Raw genomic sequence first — 17,561 nt, 5'->3', positions numbered from 1 at the left:
GTCCTACAGTTGGTGGGGGGAACAGTGCCATCGGCGACCCTCGGAGAGGCGCGTTCTATGAAGCCCCGCTTGCACATTTCGTCCCGGCGGGAAGGCGGGATCGGCGTACTGGCGCCCGAAGGCGAGATCGACGCGCTGACGAAGTCGATTCTCGCTGTCGCGCTGACTGAAGCGTTGGCCGCCCCCGGCGCACGGCTCATCCTGGACCTGTCCGGGGTGACGTTCCTCGACTCCGGCGGTCTGAGCACGATCAGCGACCAACATCGCGTCGCCCGCGAGAACGGGGGCATTCTCTCCGTGTACGGAGGCGACCCCCGCCGCACCCGGGTGCTCTGGCTGACGGGCATGGCCGACTGGCTTCCCGTACATCCCGACCTGACCACGGCGCTCGCCGCCGCCCAGGAACGATGAGGCAGCGCAGGTTGTTTCGGCGGCTCTCGTGCCGATGACCCCTTCGGCCTCTGCGGCGGCCAGGCCGCCAACCTGATCAAGGCGTCCAGAGAAGCAGGAACCCCGCTGCCCCACGCCCGGCTACACGACCTCCGCCCCGGCCACGCCGACCCTGCGATCACCTTGCGCGTCTACGCTCACGTCGTCCGTCAGCGGAAGCCTCGGCCGCCGACATCTTCGCCAAGGCCCTCACAGAGGCCTGTTGGCAAGATCCAGCAACGACAAAGGCCCTCGACCGGGAAATCCCAGGTCAAGGGCCTTTCAGCTTGGAGCCGCCTTGGGGAATCGAACCCCAGACCTACGCATTACGAGTGCGTCGCTCTGGCCGACTGAGCTAAGGCGGCATGCTGGCAAGCAGCAGTCCTACTGTACAGCCTCCGCCCCCCACTCCGCGCCCACGATCAACACCGAGTCCCCTCCTTGGGCACCGCAAGATCCACCAGGTACCCGTCCACGGCCCGATCGACGCACGACGACCCCGTCAGATAAGCCGTATGCCCATCCCCGTCATAAGACAGCAGAACCCCCGACTCCAGCTCCGAAGCCAACGCCTCAGCCCACTCATAAGGCGTGGCAGGATCGCGGGTAGTCCCCACGACCAGAATCGGCGCCGCCCCCGCCCCGTTGATCTTCAGGTCGGCGTCGGCAGAGCGGGTCGGCCAGTAGGCGCAGGCCAGGCTGTCCCACATCACGAACTTCCCGAACCGCGGCGCCACCTTGGCCGCCTTCTTGGCCGCCGACTCGTAGTCGGCCACCTCTCCCGGATAGGCGTGATCAACGCAGTTGACCGCCTTGTTGGACTCCGTCTGGTTCGTCCACGATCCGTCGATCCGCCGGCCCAGCAGCACGTCGGCCATCCGCAGCAGCTGGGTTCCGTCGCCGGCGAAGGCCTCCTTGAGCGCTCCCCGCAGGATCTCCCACGAACCGCGATCGTAAAGCGGGGTGATCACGCCGAAGGCCGCCCACGTGTCGTTGATCACCCGGGAGTCGGTCTGGTTCCGCAGCGGCAGCAGGTCGGCCCGTTGCAGCAGCCGGGAGATCTCGTCGAGGGCGCCCTCGACCGTGCGGGAGGAGAAGGGGCAGTCGGCGGTGGTGAAGCAGTCTTCGACGAAGGCCCGCATCGCCACCTCGAAGCCCTTGGCCTGCACCTCGTTCAACTCCAGCGCCGAGATCCGGGGGTCGATCGCCCCGTCGAGGACCAGCGCACGCACCCGGTCGGGGAACAGCTGCGCGTAGACCGCCCCGAGGTAGGTTCCGTAGGACTTGCCCAGGTAGGTCAGCTTCGCGTCGCCCAGGGCCTCTCGGAGCACGTCCATGTCGCGGGCCGCGTCGGCCGTCCCCACGTGGGCCAGGAGGGAGCCGGCGTTCTGCCGGCAGCCGTCGGCGAACTTCTTCGCGCCGGCGACCATGGCCGCCTCTTCCTCGGGGGTGTCGGGGGTCATGTCGAGCGACAGGTAGGACTCCACGTCGGCTTCGGACAGGCAGCGCAGCGGCGTGGACTCGCCCACGCCACGGGGGTCGAAGCCGACCAGGTCGAACCGCTGGCGCAGCGTGTCGGAGACGGGCGAATCACGTACATAATCGATGCCCGACCCTCCCGGGCCGCCCGGGTTGATCAGCAGTGAGCCGATGGGGTCGCCGGTGGCGGGAAGCTTCGCGACGGCGATCTCGATCTTCTCGCCGTCGGGCTGGTCATAGTCGAGCGGTACGGCCAGAGTCGCGCACTCCAAGCCCTCATGGCATGGCGTCCACGACAGCGCCTGGTCGCGGAACGACGCCGCCTCGGGCGCCGAACACCCGGTCGCCAGCAGGGCCAGCGCCAGCAGCAGTCGCCTCACGACGATTCGTAGGTTTCGTCGTACGCCTTCCTCGGCCCGCACACGCTCGCCTTGGAGCACGCGCACCGCCGGCCGCCGTCGTTGAGCCGCACGATCACCGAATCGGACGGGACGTTGTGGCCGACGACGACCCCAGCGCCCTCAGGAGTGTCGACGGTCAGGCCCACCCGGGGGGCTCCGGCGCGGAACTCCTGGTAGAGCGGGTGCTCGAACTTCAGGCAGCACATCAGGCGGCCGCACGCCCCGGCGATCCGCAGCGGGTTGACCGGGAGGTCCTGGTCTTTCGCCATGCGTACGGAAACGGGTTCGAAGTCTTTCAGGAAGGTGGCGCAGCACAGATCGCGCCCGCACGGGCCGATCCCGCCCTGCAGCCGGGCCTCGTCGCGGGGGCCGATCTGGCGGAGCTCGACGCGGGCGCGCAGGTTGCGGGCGAGGTCGCGGACCAGCGCGCGGAAGTCGACCCGGTGGGGGGCCGAGAAGTAGACCGTGTAGACGTTGTCGGCGTCGAGGTAGTCGACGCCGACCACCTTCATCGGCAGGTCGTGGCGCTTGATGAGGCGCTTGGACACGCTGCGGGCCTCGGCGCGGCGGCGCTTGTTGGACTCGTCGCGGGTCAGGTGCTCCTCACCGGCGATGCCGCCGCAGACGGGCAGGCCGTCGACGTCTTCCGAGACCCATTGGGGGGCCCAGATCGTCTCGGCGACCTCGAACCCGGCGTCGGTCGGCACGAGGACCCGATCGCCCACCTTCGGAGAGTGGCCACCCGGATCGAGGTAGTACAGCCGCCCGTATCGGGTGAAGCTCACGGCCATCATCATGCCCAAGGGAGCCCGGCCTCCTCGTGTGGTTGCGCCTTCCCGCCACCCTACGCGCCCTCTTTACCAGGCAACCACTCCGTCCATGACACGGCCGGGAATGTCCATCACCTTCCGGTACGCGTTCTCGGAGACCTCCCCGATCTCGAGTTCGCTCTGGACGAGGATCCGGCTCCCCCCGGCGGCCAGATCGAGGACCCGCAACCAGGCGCGGCCCCGGTAGAGCACCTCGGCCGGTTCCCTGCCGGCCGGGTCGAACGCCATGATCGCGGCCTGGGGGTCGTCGAGCCGGGCCATCCCGGTGCTCACCCCGGCGATCAGCCGGGTGCCGTCGGGAGACATCCGCACCCCGTAGAACTGGACCTTCGCCCCGTCGAGCTCCCCCGACAGCACCACGCGGCGAGGCGGGGCGCCGGGCTCGTCGGCGTCGAGCACGTAGATCTCGGGCGAGTCGGCGCAGTCGAGCGTGCGCAGCTGATCGACCGGGATCTGCCCGTTCTCCTGGAGCGCGACGAAACGGCACGAACTGACCCCCTCCAGCGTGCCGAGGGTGGGCGGCACGGAGGTGGGAGCGGGATACACGACGATGTCACCACTCGGCGAGGGCCTGAGAGAAGGCACGACGATCACCGTGTTGCCGGACGGGCCGGGCGACGGAGCGACCAGCACGTCCTCAGACAGCGTGTATGTGGGCACTGGAACGATCACCGGGTCCTCCGGCGGCGCGGATACGGCGGCACTCGGAAGCGGTGTCGGCACGGGGCTCGGAACCGGCGTCGGCATCCCGGGAGGCGCGGCGCTCCGAACCGGTGCCGGCGCCACGACCACCGCCGGTTCCCGGGCGGTCACCGTCCGGCCTTCCGGCAGGGTCATGTACGCGATCTTGGACCCGTCATCGCTCGTCGACATCGACGTGAACCCGAATCTCGCCCTGACCTGGAGCCGCCGATCCTCCCCCGACTCGGCGTCGGCGACCACGACATAACCGGAATCGTCGCCGTCCGTCACACAGGGCACCGCCCCGTAGGCCACCTTCGTCCCGTCCCCGCTCACCGCGAAAGCGCTGATCCTGGTCCGGGCCGGAGGTCTGACCGGCACGTCGGTGAGGGCCCCGGCCCGCCCGTCACCGTCCACGGTGAATCGGACGATCCTGCTGGCGCATCGCACGGGCCCGCTCAAGGAGGCGTAGAAGGTCCGGTTGTCCGGAGCGGCCTGGACATGGTTGTACAGCCACCCCGGCACCCCCTCGACCCGATCGAGTTCGGCCCCGTCGCCCGCCCCTCGGACGATCAGCGCCGACTGATCCCTGACCTCCACGATGAACCGGGGAGCCGCCGTGCTCGCCGCCGTCTGGTTCAGCCCGCCCCGTGTCATCACCACGCTCCCCACGATCGCCAGCCCGACCGCCAGCGCCGCCGCCACCGGCACCAGAAAGCCCTTCCTGGCCTCCTCCAGACGCAGCGGAGGCACCTCGGAGATCGTGTCGCCCACGGCGGTCGTCGCGTCCTTCAGGCGGGAAATGACGTCGTTCATGCGTTCTCTCCAAGAATGCGCCCCAGCGCGTCAAGTGCCCGCGAGGTCGTGGACTTGACGGTCCCCCGGCTGACCCCCATCGCCTGGGCGGTCTCCTCCTCCGACAGTTCGGCGTAGTACCGCAGCACCAGCGCCTCCCGCTGCCGCTGCGGCAGCCGGTGCAGGGCCTCCAGGACCTCCCGGCGCTCCGCCCCGAGTAACGCCGCCGACTCCGCCGACCAGACGGGCGGGTCGTAGGCCCCCGCGAACCACGACGGCAGCCGTCTTCGCCGCAGCACGCTGCGCGCGTTGTTCAGCACCGAACTCCGCAGATAGGGCAGCGCAGCGGCCGGATCACGAAGCAGCCGCCACCGCCGGTGCAGCCCCAGAAACGCGTCCTGGACGGCGTCCTCCGCGCTCTCCCGATCGCCGAGCATGATCAGGGCCAGCTTGGTCAGCCCGAGCGCATGCTCCTCGTAGAGGCGGCTGATCGCCTCATCGCGATCACCGGAGGAGAGGGCGATGTCCACCGTTTCGGCCTGCATGCTTCAGAGACGTACAGAACCCTCCGAGGTTGCTCGCCCCGCCGTCCCAATGTCCAGACCGATCGAGCAGCCCGCGCTCAGTTCCCCGGTTTCCACAGGGCAAGGGTGAGCGCCTCGACCGCGATCTGCGGGTTCACGTTGGCCGCCAGTCGTTCGCGGCAGCGCATGATCGCCGCGGTGCGCTTCAGCGTCTCCTCCGGCCTGGACGCCCGCGCCGCCGCCTCCAGCTCCGCCCGCCGGTCACCGTTGGCCAGCTCGACCGGCGCCCCGAACTGCACCGCCAGCACGTCGCGGTAGAAGGCCATCAGGTCGAGCAGCGCCGTGTCGAGCGACTCGCGCTTGATCCGGGTCGCCCGGGACTTCTGCGCCGTCTCCAACTCCTTCAGCGCCCCCGCGCCACCTCTGACCAGGCCTTTGTTCAGGCCCTTCCCCGTCGAGCCCTCGCCGTAGATGGCCCGCAGCTCGGCGATCTCACTCTCGTTGAGCTCGGCGGTGGCCGCCGCGGCGTCCTCGTCGGCGGTCTTCACGAGCTTCTCGGCCGCGGCGATGCACTCGCCGACGTTGGTCAGGCTCTTGGGGATCGACAGTACGGCCTCGCGCCGCCCCCTGGCCGACTCGTCGAGCGCCAGCCGCCGGGCCCGGGCCAGATCGCCCTGGGCCGCCCTGGCCACCGACTCGGCCACCCCGGGAGCCACGTCGTCTCTGGTCACCAGGGCGTGGGCCACGGCCTGGCTCGACGGCGTCACCAGGGTCACCACGCGGCAGCGCGACCGGATGGTGATGATCATGTCGTCGGGGGCCGGCGCGCAGAGCAGCCAGACCGTCCGGGGAGGGGGCTCCTCGATGGCCTTCAGGAGGGCGTTGGCCGCCTGTTCGGTCGCCCGGTCGGCGTCGTCGAAGAGCACCACCCGCCAGCGGCCCATCGTCGACCGCCCGGCGGCCCGGAGGATGAGCTCGCGGGTCTGCTTGACGCCGTACGAGAGCCCCTGGGGCCGGACCGACTCGAGGTCGGGGTGGGAGCCGATCATCACCTGGTGGCAGGCGTCGCAGTGTCCGCACCCCTGGTCGGGGCAGAGCAGGGCGGCCGCGAAGGCCTTGGCGGCGTCGAAGCGGCCCGAACCGGGCGGCCCGGTGAAGAGCCAGGCGTGGGTCATGCCCGCGCCGCGACCCCCGGCGAGCACCTCGGCGGCAGCGGCGGCGGCCCGGCGCAGGACCGTCGCGGCCTGTTCCTGGCCGACGAGGTCATCGAACACGTCCACCCGGAAAGGCTAGTCCCTGATCGCGGGCATCGTTCCGGTGTTGGCCTCGGTCTCCCGGGGCACCGGGTCGGGCAGCACCTCACGGACCCGATCCTGGATCAACCGGGACACCTCGGGCTGGCTGAGCGTGCCGTCGACGACGAAGTAGCGCTCAGGATCGCGGGCGGCGAGGGCGCGGAACTCCGAGCGGACCCGCTCGTGGAAGTCGAGCGGCTCCGACTCGATCCGGTCGGCCGGGTGGGCGTGCCGCCGCAGGCCCACCGACGGCGGCACGTCGACCAGCACGGTCAGATGGGGCACCAGCCCACCGGTGGCCCACTGGTTGACCTGGGCGACCTCGTCGGCCCCGAGGACGCGACCGGCGCCCTGGTAGGCCAGCGACGAGTCGACGTAGCGGTCGCAGACGACCATCGACCCGCGCTCCAGCGCCGGCCTGATGACCTTCTCGACGTGTTCGGCCCGGTCGGCGGCGTAGAGCAGCGTCTCGGCGTGGGCCGACAGGCCCTGGTGGGTGGAGTCGAGCAGGATGGCCCGCAGCCGCATGCCGACCTTGGTCGACCCCGGCTCGCGGGTCTGGACGACGTCGAACCCCTGGTCGCGCAGCCAGATCGCGAGCAGCCGCGACTGCGTGGTCTTGCCGGAGCCCTCACCGCCCTCGAAGGCGATGAACATGCCCGGCGCCTCTTCCTGGGGCTCGGGCGCGAACCGCTCGCCGCGCAGCGCGGCCAGCAGGTCGACCCGCAACGGCACCTCGGGCCGGTCGTCGAGCCGCCGCAGCGACAGGACGCCGATCACCACGGCCACCACGGCCCCGACGAGCAGCACCAGGTTGGCCCCGTCGAACGCGTAGGCCAGCCCGTTGACCGTCAGCTCGTGCTCGCCGAAGAAGCCGCCCACGAGCGCCGACACGGCGACCACGCCCAGGAACACGACCCGGGCGGCGGCGTGGAGGAAGTCGACCGGCCGACGGCCCTCTGACTCGGCCTCGATCACGGTGAAGCCGATGATCCAGGCGATGCCGGCGAACACCCCGGAGACGAAGGTCAGCACGGCCACGAGCACCAGGTTGTGGATCAGGCCCATGGCCGCGACCGTCAGCCCGGCCAGGATGATCGAGAGCCCGAAGAACCGTCTGCGCGACAGCTCCGTCAGCCACCGCAGCCCGAAGAACGACCCCACGGCAGCCCCCACGAACACGGCGCAGAACACCGTGGCGTATCCGGCGTCGCCGCCGCCGAGCACCCCGACGTAGGCCCGCCCGACGGCCACCACGATGGAGACCGCGGCGAACACGCCGATCATGCCGACGTAGAGCCGCTTGACGGCCCTGTTGGCCGCCGCGAGCCGCCAGCCGTCGGCGAGCTGGGTCAGCACCGACGGCTTGGGGGCCCCGCCCGCGTTGCGCAGGTCGAGGGTGAACACCAGGGCGGCGGTGGCGAGGTAGCAGATCCCGGCCACCACGATCATCACCTTCCCGGTGCCGGGCCCGAACCCGGGGATGATCGCCGCGAGCACGTTGACCAGGCCCGCCACCAGGGCGAACAGGAAGGCGGCGAGGGGCGCCATGGCATACCAGGCGAGCAGGCCCACCCGGTCGGCGTCGGCCCGCCGGTCGGCGGGCACCAGCCCGGAGACGGCGGCGTCGCGGCCCGCGCTCCACACCAGGGACGCGCACTCGATCAGGAACATCGCCAGGATGAGCCACTGGTGGCCGCCGATGACCAGCGCCAGCAGGACCACCACGAACCGCACCGCGTCGGCCGCGGCCATGGCCAGCCGCCAGTCGACCTTGGAGACCAGCAGCCCGGCGAGGGGCCCCAGCAGGACGGCCGGGAGCAGCTTGGCCAGGAAGACCCCGCCGATCACCAGGCTCTGCGTCGGGTAGCCGTCGCCTTGGGTGAGCGTGCCGGCCAGGGCGGTCAACGCGATCAGAGCCAGCCAGTCGCCCAGCCCGCCGACGGACATCGCGGTCCACAGGCGGCGGAACGGAGCGATGGCCAGCACGTGCGACTGCTTACGGGCCCGGCCGGGGGTGCTCATGGTGTCAGCGTATCCAGGTGCTCGCTGCGGGTGGGGGGCTGGAGCGGGCCGGTTTGCCCCGGCTGCTCATCGCCTGAGGGTATTACGAACCGCGAAGTGCCGCAGTAGTCATGCGCTTTAGCCCCGACTTCGGCGGGAGCGCCAACCCATCGCCGGGTCGCCACGTCAGGCGTGCTCCAGCCGGATCAGCGTGACCTCGGGCGGCGCCCCGACCCGGACCGGCGGCCCCCAGAACCCGGCGCCTCTGGTGACGTAGATCTGCATCTCGCCGATCGTGTCGAGCCCCCGGACCACGGGCTGCTGGAGCGGCACGATCCGGTCGAACGGCACCATCTGCCCGCCGTGGGTGTGGCCGGAGAGCTGGAGGTCGACCCCCCACTTCGCCGCCTCGGCGCCGATGACCGGCTGGTGGGCCAGCAGGACCGTCGGCACCCCCTCGGGCCGGCCGAAGAGGGCGGGGTGGAGGTCGGGACCGGCCTGCATGGTGGCCCCGTTGACGTCGTTCACCCCGGCCAGCGTGATCGCCTGGACGCCGTCGTGATAGATCGGCAGGCGCTCGTTCGCCAGCGTGCGGATGCCGTAGGACCGCAGGGTGTCGATCCACTCGTCGGGACCGCCCTGGATGTAGTACTCGTGGTTGCCGGTGACGAAGTAGGTGCCCTGGCGAGCCTTGATGTGGGTCAGCGGGGCGGCCAGATGGCCCAGTTCCCCGACGCTCCCGTCGACGAGATCGCCCACGATGGCCACGATGTCGGCGTCGCACCGGTTGATCTGCTCGACGATGCGCTCGGTGTGCGCGATGCCCGTCAGCGGGCCGAGGTGGATGTCGCTGACCAGGGCGATCCGCAGGCCACTGGCCCGGGGGTCGAGGTTGGGCAGCTTGATCGGCACCCTCTCCAGCACGGGATCGCCCAGCCCCGATTCGAGGCCGAACCCGACGATCGTGCCCGCTCCGACCCCGGCCACCACGGCGGCCGCGCGGTTGATGAACAGCCGGCGGTCGGGCCGCTTGGGCGGCTCGACGACGTCTTCGACCTCGATCTCGATCTTCCTGGGCCCGGACGGCGACCCGACCGTGGCCGGGATGACCTTCGGCGGCGGCGCCGCCTTGACCGGATCGCCCTTGAAGAAGTGGCCGAGGACCAGCCGGGGGATCTCCAGCGCGAGGCAGATCAGCGTCACGTAGAACATGACCGCGACCCAGATGAACCCCGGCCAGGCCAGCAGGTGGACGAGCCACGACGACGCCACGCGGGTGCCGACCAGCGCCACCAGCAGCAGCACGAGCAGGAGGACCAGCACACCGGTCAGCGCTTTCCTGGCCCGGCCCGGCAGGGTCGTCGACCGGATCAGCCGCCGGTAGAGGTAGAAGTGGACGGCGAAGACCACGCCGAACACGACGACGAGAAAACCCACGGTTACCCCCTATCGGACCGCGCTCATGCTACGAGCAAAGAACCCGCGTGGCGCAGCCGGGAGAGCCGCCTGTGGACAACCTGTCGCTTGTGGACAACCGCCGCCTGCGCGGCGGACCGCGCAGGCTGACAAGCTGTAAACCCCTACTTGGCCTTGGTGTTCGCCCGAGCCGTCGGCTTCGCGGTCGTCGACTTCGCCGCCGCCGTCTTCGCCTTCGTGGCGGTGGTGGCCTTCTTCGCCGGAGCCTTCTTGGCGGGCGCCTTCTTGACCGGAGCCTTCTCGCGCCGGTCGGCGAGCAGTTCGGCCGCCCGCTCGATGGTGATCTCTTCGACCGTGTCGCCCTTGCGCAGCGACGCGTTCGTCTCGCCGTCGGTCACGTAGGGACCGAAGCGGCCTTCCTTCACCACGACCGGCTTCTTCGACGCCGGGTCTTCGCCCAGCTCGCGCAGCGGCGCGGCGGCGGCCCTGCGGCCCCGCTGCTTCGGCTGCGCGAACACCTCCTTGGCCTGCTCGATCGTCATCGTGAGCAGCTCCTCCTCGGCCGTCAGCGACCGGGAGTCGGTGCCCTTCTTGATGTAGGGACCGAACTTGCCGTTGTGGGCGACGACCTCCTCGCCGTCGATCACCCCGACCACGCGGGGGATCGTCAGCAGCCGGAGCGCGTCGTCGAGGGTGATCGTCTCGGGGTCCATCGTCTTGAACAGCGAGCTGATGCGCGGCTTCGGCTGGTCGGCCTTCTTGACCCGCTTCTTCGGGGCGTCGGCGGCCGGGGCCTCCTCGGGCAGCACCTCGGTCACGTAGTGGCCGTAGGGCCCGTTGCGCACCCAGATCGCGTGCCCCGTCGACGGGTCGACGCCCAGCTCACGAGCGCTGGAGGGCTGGGCGAACAGCTCTTCGGCCTTCTCGGCGGTCAGCTCGTCGGGCGTGACGTCGCTGGGCACGTTGACCTTCGAACCCTCGCGGTCGAGGTAGGTCCCGTAGCGGCCGACGCGGATGACGATGTCGGTTCCCTTGATCGGGAACGAGCTGATCTCCTTGGCGTCGATGTTGCCCAGGTCGCTGACCAGGTCTTTCAGACCCTCGTCACCGTCGCCACCGTCGCCGAAGTAGAAGCGCCGCAGTTCCGGCACCCGCTCGGCGCGGTCGTTGGCGATGTCGTCGAGGACCTTCTCCATCTCGGCCGTGAAGTCGTAGTCGACCAAGTTGCCGAAGTGCTGCTCCAGCAGGTTGACCACGGCGAACGCCAGGAACGACGGCACCAGCGCGGTGCCCTTCTTGAACACGTAGCCGCGTTCCAGAATCGTCCCGATGATCGACGCGTAGGTCGACGGCCGCCCGATCTCGCGGTCTTCCAGCTCCTTGACCAGCGACGCCTCGGTGTAGCGGGCGGGCGGCTTGGTCGCGTGGCCGGCCGGGGCGAGCTCCAGGACGTTGACCGCCTGGCCCTCGGCGAGGTTCGGCAGCCGCTTCTCGGAGTCGTCGCGGTCGGTCGACGGGTCGTCGGCGCCTTCGACGTAGGCCTTCAGGAAGCCGTAGAAGGTGATGGTGCGGCCGGTCGCGCTGAACTCGGCCTGCTCGCGGTCGGCCAGGACCCGCACCGAGACCGACTCGCCTTCGGCGTCCTTCATCTGAGAGGCGACGGTGCGCTGCCAGATGAGCTCGTAGAGGCGGAACATGTCGCCCGAGAGCCCGGTCTCGCCGGGGGTGCGGAACTCCTCACCCGACGGGCGGATCGCCTCGTGGGCCTCCTGCGCGTTCTTGACCTTGCTGGCGTACACCCTCGGCTTGTCGGGGACGTAAGCCGACCCATAGAGCTTGATCGCCTGCGCCCGAGCGGCCGCGACGGCGGTCTCCGACAGCGTGATGCTGTCGGTACGCATGTAGGTGATGAACCCGTTCTCGTAGAGCTTCTGGGCCACCTGCATGGTGAACTTCGCCGAGAACCCGAGCTTCCGGCTCGCCTCCTGCTGGAGGGTGGTCGTCCGGAACGGCGCATAGGGCTTTCTCGTGTACGGCTTGCGCTCGACCGAACGTACCGAATAAGAGGCCCCGTTCAGCCGACCGGCCAGCGCGGTGGCGGCGGCCTGGTCGAGGTGGAGCACGTCTTTCCTGGTCAGCAGGCCGTCGGAGCCGAAATCGCGGCCCTGGGCCACACGCTTGCCCGCGACGGACAGCAAAGTCGCACCGAACCGGCTGGGATCGTCACTGTCGAGCCCGGTGTCGAAAACGGCGGAAAGGTCCCAGTAGGAGGCGCTCGTGAACGCGATGCGGTCGCGCTCCCGCTCGACCACCAGCCGCGTCGCGACCGACTGGACGCGGCCCGCCGAGAGCCCCTGCTTGACCTTCTTCCACAGGACCGGGCTGACCTCGAAACCGTAGAGACGGTCGAGGATGCGCCGGGTCTCCTGCGCGTCGACCAGACGCAGGTTGAGGTCGCGCGGGTTGGCCACGGCGTCGCGGATCGCCTGCGGGGTGATCTCGTGGAAGACCATCCGGTGGACGGGCACCTTCGGCTTCAGCACCTCGCGCAGGTGCCACGCGATGGCCTCGCCCTCGCGGTCTTCGTCAGTGGCGAGGTAGAGCTCGTCGGCCTCTTTGAGAAGCTGCTTCAGTTTCGATACCTGCGACTTCTTGTCGCTGTTCACGATGTAGAGCGGCTCGAAGTCGTCGTCGACGTTCACGCCGAGCTTGGCCCAGGCCTGGCTCGCGTACTCCTCGGGGATGGTGTCGCCCTTCCCCGGAAGATCGCGGATGTGGCCGATGCTGGACTCGACGACGTAACCGCGCCCGAGGTACCCGGCGATCGTCTTCGCCTTCGCGGGCGACTCGACGATCACCAGGCGGGTTCCGCCGGCGTTGCCGTTGTTCGCTGGCACGCTGCTACCTACCTCGCTGTTCGCTGCTGATCCCCGTCGGTGTGGGCCTTTCACGGTAACCCGTCACGAGCGGCCCTCCCCCTCGGGCTACCCGGGTGGGCCCCGGTCTGTAACCACCTGGACCCGTTATCCCACGAGGACGCAGAATAGAGCCCATCGGACTCCACCGTCCCCAACGGGAGACTAATCGCTGTGCTCGACTACTCCTACATGGAGCTCTTCCTTCCACGCGGAACCTCACGTGAAGCGGCTCGTCAACTCCTGACGGAACATGCCGAATACGGCCATTGGGAACTCCACCGTCTGCGTCTCTATTCCGACGGCAGCCGCAGGGTCTGGCTGCGACGGAAGATCATACGCGCGGTCAGCACTCTTTAAACATGGCTTTGCCCGCCCCGGGCCGCGCCCCCGAGACGGGCAAAGCTTTCCCGCCTCCCCCAGCGGGAACCGCCCGGCCAGGGGAGACACCTTGTTGACTCGCCGCCTGACGGCGGCGGCACGTCTTACTTGCGGCGACCGATTACTTGCGGCGACCGAAGCGCAGGCGACGGGCGCCGGCGAACATGGTGGCCGAGGCGGCGAACATGGCGCCCAGCAGCAGGGCGGCCAGTGAACCCGAGTTCATGCCCGTGATCGAGTCGGGCTGGGCGGCGCTCATCAGGCCGAGCCCGCCGACCGGCAGGGCCGAGGCGGCCGAACCGAGCGAGCCCGCGACCGGCAGGCCCTGGGCCGCACCGGTGACCGGGGCCAGCGGGCTGGCCTGCGCGTTCTTGCCGGGAGCCTTCTTGCCACCGGCGGCGGCCGGGACGGCCGGAGCGCCGGGCAGGCCGGGCAGCGCCGGGAGGCCGAGCATGCCGGGCAGGTCGCCGACCAGCGGCAGACCGGCGGCGCTCATCTTGGTGAGCTGACGGGCCGAGCTCATCGCCGGCAGGGCGGGCAGCGGGCCGGAGGTCTCGGCCGCGTCGACCTTGCCCCAGCTCTGGGTCAGGTTGTCGTAGCCGTCGCCGGTGGTGTGGTGGACCGAACGGCCGACCCGGCTGCCCCCGAGGCACCCGGCGGCGGCGTCGCCCAGCCCGGCGACCGCGTTGCCGCACGCGTTGATGGGCGCGGTGATCGGCGCGATGACCTGGTTCCCGGCGAGCACGCCGGACTTGCCGTCGGTCTTGTTGCCACCGCCGCCGGGCCCGCCCTCGGCGGAGACGTTGCCGGTGCAGTGGGCCTCGGCCCCGCCCGCCGCCGCGACGGCGTTGCCGCACGCGTTGATGGGCGCGGTGATCGGCGCGATGACCTGGTTGCCCGCGACGACCCCGGACCGGCCGGAGGTGGTGTTGCCGCCGGCGCCCTTGCCGCCGTTCTTGGCGGTGGCGCCGCCCTTGCACCCGGCGAAGGCCTCGCCGAACAGGGCGACCGCGTTGCCGCAGATGTTGATCGGTGCGGTGATCGGCGCCACGATCTGGTTGCCCGCGACGACCCCCGAACGGCCGTCGGTGGTGTTGCCGCCCGCACCGGTGCCCGGCGTGGTGTTGACCGCCTCGGAACCGCCCTTGCATCCGGCCAGCGCGCCCCCGATGGCGTTGCCGCAGACGTTGACGGGAAGGTTGACCGGGGCGATCACCTGGTTGCCGCTGCCGGCGCCGAAGCGCCCGTCGGTGTCGTTGCCGGTCGAGCCGGGCTTGCCGTGACCGTGCTGGTATTTCGGACCGGGGTCGCCGTTGGTCGAGGTCGAGCCGCCCTTGCAGCCCGAGAACGCGTCGCCGAAGACCGCGACGGTGACGCCGCAGACGTTGATCGGCGCACTGACCGGCGCGATGACCTGGTTGCCGCCGAGGGCGGCGGAGCGTCCGGACGTGGAGTTGCCGCCGGGGCCGGCCCCGGTGTTCTTGACGGTCGAACCGCCCTTGCAGCCCGCGACGGCGTCACCGAAGATCGCCACCGCGTTGCCGCACGCGTTGATGGGGGCGCTGATCGGCGCCGTGACCTGGTTGCCGCCGAGCAGGCTGTGATCGCCGTTAGTGGTGTTCTTGCCGGCGCCGCCCTGACCCGAGGTCTTGACCTCCGAGCCGCCCTTGCACCCGGCGTCGGAGTTGCCGAACAGCGCGATCGCGTTGCCACAGGCGTTGATCGGCGCGCTGACCGGCGCGTTCACCTGGTTTCCGCCCAGGACGCTGCTCTTGCCGGAGGTGTTGCCCTGGATGCCCTTACCAGAGGTGTTGCTGTTGTCGACGGACGCGCCGCCCTTCGACGTGGCGGTCGAGCCGCCCGCCACCCCGACGGCGTTGCCGCTCAGGTCGATCGGGAGGGACACCGGCAGGTTGACCTGGTTACCGCCACCGATCGAGCTCTGGCCATCGGTGTCGGCGACCGCGGTCCCCGTGCCGAGGGCCATGACGCCGGCCGCGAGGAGAGCCGCGGGGGCAGAGCCCTTCGCCCACGTTCGCATGATGAAAACTCCATTTGTTCTGGGGGTACCTGACAACTCGCGACAGAAGAACTCCAGGCCGAAGGCACAGCGGTGCCATGGAGCGTCACGAGGATTGGGGAATTCCGCGACTCCGCGCGGAGAAAGAGATGCCTGCCTGACGGGGAAAAGTCAGGGCTCAGGCGAGACCGACCACCGGGTCGCGGGATCAGTCAGGGGAGAACGAAGGGTCGTCCGCCGCTGTGCGGACGACCGGGGGAAGCACGGCCGCCATGGGAACAGGCAGGGCCGCGGGCCGCGGGCCGGAGAAGGACCGAGCGACATCCCCGAAAAGGATGGAACCGCCGCCGTTCGGGGGAACGAGCCCGTTGCCCTGAGAGTGTTCGGCGGAGGCGGGTGGAGGCGCGACCGGCGTGGACGAGCTGGTGAGCCCGTCGACGTTGCGCCCGGCCATGGCCTGCGCGTCGCCCGCCGTGGGGAATCCGTCGGCGACCTGCACCGACCCGGCGACGACAGGTGAGGGGACGGTGCCGGTGGAGGCGTGTGCCTCACCGGCGAACCCGAAGACCACTCCGAGCACCCAGCCGACGGCGATCAGACCACCGACGACCAACAGGCGACTCAGCCGGGAATCGGCCGCGAACCGCGCCATCCGAGCTTCCCGGCTCCCGGCGGGGACGGCCGCGTCTGCATGCCGGTCAACGACGGGCGCGAACGCCCCTCGCTGAACACTCGGCATGCGGAACACGCGACCTCCCAGTTGCCGTCGAGCCGCCCAGTGCGGATCAACCCCTCAACGCGGAGTAACTTTACAGCCACGCCAAGTGATCGCAACCCGATACTCAGGAGTAGTCAAGGAATCGATCAAGCACCCGCACCCCAAACTGGAGCGAATCGACCGGCACCCTCTCGTCCACGCCATGGAACATCCCAGAGAAGTCCAGGTCAGCGGGCAGCTTGAGCGGAGCGAACCCGAATCCGCGAATTCCCAGCCGGGTGAACGCCTTGAGGTCGGTGCCGCCGGAGAGCATGTAGGGAACGGCCTTCGCGCCCGGGTCCTCCTGTTCGAGCGCGTCGGCCATGGCCTTGACCAGCCGCCCGTCGAACGAGGTCTCCACGGCGATGTCGTGGTAGTCGAACTCGCGCGTCACGTTGGGCCCGAGAAGCTCGTCGATCTTCTCGAAGAACTCCTCCTCCGCACCGGGCAGGAACCGCCCGTCGACCCGCGCGGTGGCCGTCTGGGGAATGACGTTGGCCTTGTATCCCGACTCCAGCATCGTCGGGTTGGTCGTGTTCCGGAGGGTCGCGCCGATCATCCGGGCGAGCGGCCCGAGCTTGGCCACGGCGGCCTCGGCGCTCTCGGCCTCGATCTCGATGTCGAAGGCCTCCTTGAAGAACGACCGGACCGTGGGGGTGATCCGGATCGGCCACTCGTAACGCCCGATCCTGGCGAGGGCCTCGGAAAGCTCGGTGATGGCGTTCTCGTGGTTGAGCATCGATCCGTGGCCGGCCCGCCCGGTGGCGGTCAGCTTCATCCAGGCGATGCCCTTCTCGGCGGCCTCGATGAGGTAGAGGCGCTTGTCCTCGGCCAGGGTCACGCTGAACCCGCCGACCTCGCCGATGGCCTCGGTGGCCCCCTCGAAGAGATGGGGATGCTTGTCGACGAGCCACTGCGCGCCGTAGCTGCCCCCGGCCTCCTCGTCGGCGGTGAAGATGAGCAGGACGTCCCGCTCGGGACGACGCCCTTCCCGCAGCCGCTTGCGGACGGTGGCGAGGATCATGGCGTCCATGTCCTTCATGTCCACCGCCCCCCGCCCCCAGACGCACCCGTCGGCGATCTCGCCGGAGAGGGGATGATGCCGCCAGTCTTCGGCGCGGAAGGGGACGACGTCGAGGTGGCCGTGGAGGATCAACCCTTCACGGTCGGGGTTGGTGCCCTCGATCCTGGCGATGACGTTCGCCCGCTTGTGATCGCTTTCCAAGATCGTGGCCTCGATGCCGACCTCGTCCAGCTTTGCCGCTACGTACTCCGCCGCCTCGCGTTCCCCCGGCCCGCGGTTGTCGCCCGCGTTCGTGGAGTCGATGCGGATGAGTTCCTGGCACAGGGTGACGACGTCGTTCTCGCCGGTGACGGCGGTCATGGCGTTCCTCCAGAGCGTGGTTCGGCTTGCGGTTCCCATCCTGCCGGTTGGATCTCGGGATGAACCACGCGGCCGGGAGTGCTAACCTTTAACAGCCGACGCGGGGAAGACGTTCCGTGTGTGGGTCACCGGTCCGGGTGGCGGAATAGGCAGACGCGCTAGCTTGAGGTGCTAGTGCCCAGTGATGGGCATGGGGGTTCAAGTCCCCCCTCGGACACAAACCGTAACCCCATGGAGTCCTGGTCAGCCG

The 17,561-nt window shown here is 69.9% G+C and carries 13 protein-coding genes and 2 tRNA genes; 3 read left to right on the top strand and 12 right to left on the bottom strand.

Features of this window, described 5'->3' with window-relative positions; genetic code table 11:
- Window positions 1-57 precede the first annotated feature (57 nt).
- Window positions 58-411: an STAS domain-containing protein gene (locus FDA94_RS39235; RefSeq protein ID WP_170990980.1), complete on the top strand. Its 354-nt coding sequence runs from the start codon at window positions 58-60 to the stop codon at window positions 409-411.
- Window positions 412-717: 306 nt separating this feature from the next.
- On the opposite strand, the gene FDA94_RS16625 is transcribed toward FDA94_RS39235, so the two are convergent.
- From FDA94_RS16625 to topA, 9 genes are all read right to left on the bottom strand, one after another.
- Window positions 718-794: transfer RNA gene (locus FDA94_RS16625), tRNA-Thr, on the bottom strand.
- A gap of 57 nt (window positions 795-851) precedes the next feature.
- A complete protein-coding gene (locus tag FDA94_RS16620) occupies window positions 852-2,288 on the bottom strand; it encodes an alpha/beta hydrolase (protein ID WP_246059969.1) in 1,437 nt (478 codons plus the stop codon).
- Entirely contained in the window at window positions 2,285-3,100 is an 816-nt protein-coding gene (locus tag FDA94_RS16615) for a PSP1 domain-containing protein (protein WP_246059973.1), read from the bottom strand. Before FDA94_RS16615 ends, FDA94_RS16620 begins: the two co-directional genes overlap by 4 nt.
- 66 nt (window positions 3,101-3,166) lie before the next feature.
- On the bottom strand, window positions 3,167-4,636 hold the full coding sequence (locus FDA94_RS16610; RefSeq protein WP_137247964.1) for a PQQ-dependent sugar dehydrogenase family protein: 1,470 nt from the start codon (window positions 4,634-4,636) through the stop codon (window positions 3,167-3,169).
- Entirely contained in the window at window positions 4,633-5,160 is a 528-nt protein-coding gene (locus FDA94_RS16605; protein ID WP_062336551.1) for a SigE family RNA polymerase sigma factor, read from the bottom strand. The genes FDA94_RS16610 and FDA94_RS16605 overlap by 4 nt, the downstream gene beginning before the upstream one ends.
- A 77-nt stretch (window positions 5,161-5,237) precedes the next feature.
- The gene (locus FDA94_RS16600) at window positions 5,238-6,419 is read right to left on the bottom strand and encodes a DNA polymerase III subunit delta' (protein ID WP_137247963.1); all 1,182 of its coding nucleotides are present in this window, start codon (window positions 6,417-6,419) and stop codon (window positions 5,238-5,240) included.
- Between the two features lie 9 nt (window positions 6,420-6,428).
- Window positions 6,429-8,459, bottom strand: coding sequence for a dTMP kinase (gene tmk / locus FDA94_RS16595; RefSeq protein WP_137247962.1), 2,031 nt, complete (start codon window positions 8,457-8,459; stop codon window positions 6,429-6,431).
- A 165-nt stretch (window positions 8,460-8,624) separates the two neighbouring features.
- Entirely contained in the window at window positions 8,625-9,875 is a 1,251-nt protein-coding gene (locus tag FDA94_RS16590) for a metallophosphoesterase (RefSeq protein WP_137247961.1), read from the bottom strand.
- A 143-nt stretch (window positions 9,876-10,018) separates the two neighbouring features.
- Entirely contained in the window at window positions 10,019-12,751 is a 2,733-nt protein-coding gene (topA, locus tag FDA94_RS16585; RefSeq protein WP_137247960.1) for a type I DNA topoisomerase, read from the bottom strand.
- A gap of 192 nt (window positions 12,752-12,943) precedes the next feature.
- Here topA and FDA94_RS40535 point away from each other — a divergent pair, with 192 nt between their 5' ends.
- Window positions 12,944-13,129 carry a DUF5703 family protein gene (locus FDA94_RS40535; RefSeq protein ID WP_081898449.1) on the top strand — a complete coding sequence of 62 codons (186 nt, stop codon included), beginning with the start codon at window positions 12,944-12,946 and terminating at the stop codon, window positions 13,127-13,129.
- A gap of 142 nt (window positions 13,130-13,271) precedes the next feature.
- Here FDA94_RS40535 and FDA94_RS16575 read toward each other — a convergent pair whose 3' ends face one another.
- From FDA94_RS16575 to FDA94_RS16565, 3 genes are all read right to left on the bottom strand, one after another.
- Entirely contained in the window at window positions 13,272-15,191 is a 1,920-nt protein-coding gene (locus tag FDA94_RS16575) for a chaplin family protein (RefSeq protein WP_137247959.1), read from the bottom strand.
- Between the two features lie 187 nt (window positions 15,192-15,378).
- Window positions 15,379-15,822 carry a hypothetical protein gene (locus FDA94_RS16570; RefSeq protein WP_246059968.1) on the bottom strand — a complete coding sequence of 148 codons (444 nt, stop codon included), beginning with the start codon at window positions 15,820-15,822 and terminating at the stop codon, window positions 15,379-15,381.
- Between the two features lie 190 nt (window positions 15,823-16,012).
- A complete protein-coding gene (locus FDA94_RS16565) occupies window positions 16,013-17,311 on the bottom strand; it encodes a M20/M25/M40 family metallo-hydrolase (protein ID WP_137247957.1) in 1,299 nt (432 codons plus the stop codon).
- Window positions 17,312-17,442: 131 nt separating this feature from the next.
- Here FDA94_RS16565 and FDA94_RS16560 point away from each other — a divergent pair.
- Window positions 17,443-17,528: transfer RNA gene (locus FDA94_RS16560), tRNA-Leu, on the top strand.
- Window positions 17,529-17,561 lie beyond the last annotated feature (33 nt).

This window comes from Herbidospora galbida (assembly GCF_005233835.1).
GTDB lineage: Bacteria > Actinomycetota > Actinomycetes > Streptosporangiales > Streptosporangiaceae > Herbidospora > Herbidospora galbida.
The sequence above is the reverse complement of the archived record's forward strand: the minus strand, read 5'-3'. Positions and strand labels throughout refer to the sequence as shown.

What these genes read in the sequence shown, in the direction of transcription:
- FDA94_RS39235 (WP_170990980.1), top strand. Translation starts at nt 58, where the DNA reads ATGAAGCCCCGCTTGCACATTTCGTCCCGGCGGGAAGGCGGGATCGGC.
- FDA94_RS16615 (WP_246059973.1), bottom strand. Translation starts at nt 3,100, where the DNA reads ATGGCCGTGAGCTTCACCCGATACGGGCGGCTGTACTACCTCGATCCG.
- FDA94_RS16610 (WP_137247964.1), bottom strand. Translation starts at nt 4,636, where the DNA reads ATGAACGACGTCATTTCCCGCCTGAAGGACGCGACGACCGCCGTGGGC.
- FDA94_RS16605 (WP_062336551.1), bottom strand. Translation starts at nt 5,160, where the DNA reads ATGCAGGCCGAAACGGTGGACATCGCCCTCTCCTCCGGTGATCGCGAT.
- tmk (WP_137247962.1), bottom strand. Translation starts at nt 8,459, where the DNA reads ATGAGCACCCCCGGCCGGGCCCGTAAGCAGTCGCACGTGCTGGCCATC.
- FDA94_RS16575 (WP_137247959.1), bottom strand. Translation starts at nt 15,191, where the DNA reads ATGCGAACGTGGGCGAAGGGCTCTGCCCCCGCGGCTCTCCTCGCGGCC.
- FDA94_RS16570 (WP_246059968.1), bottom strand. Translation starts at nt 15,822, where the DNA reads ATGGCGCGGTTCGCGGCCGATTCCCGGCTGAGTCGCCTGTTGGTCGTC.
- FDA94_RS16565 (WP_137247957.1), bottom strand. Translation starts at nt 17,311, where the DNA reads ATGACCGCCGTCACCGGCGAGAACGACGTCGTCACCCTGTGCCAGGAA.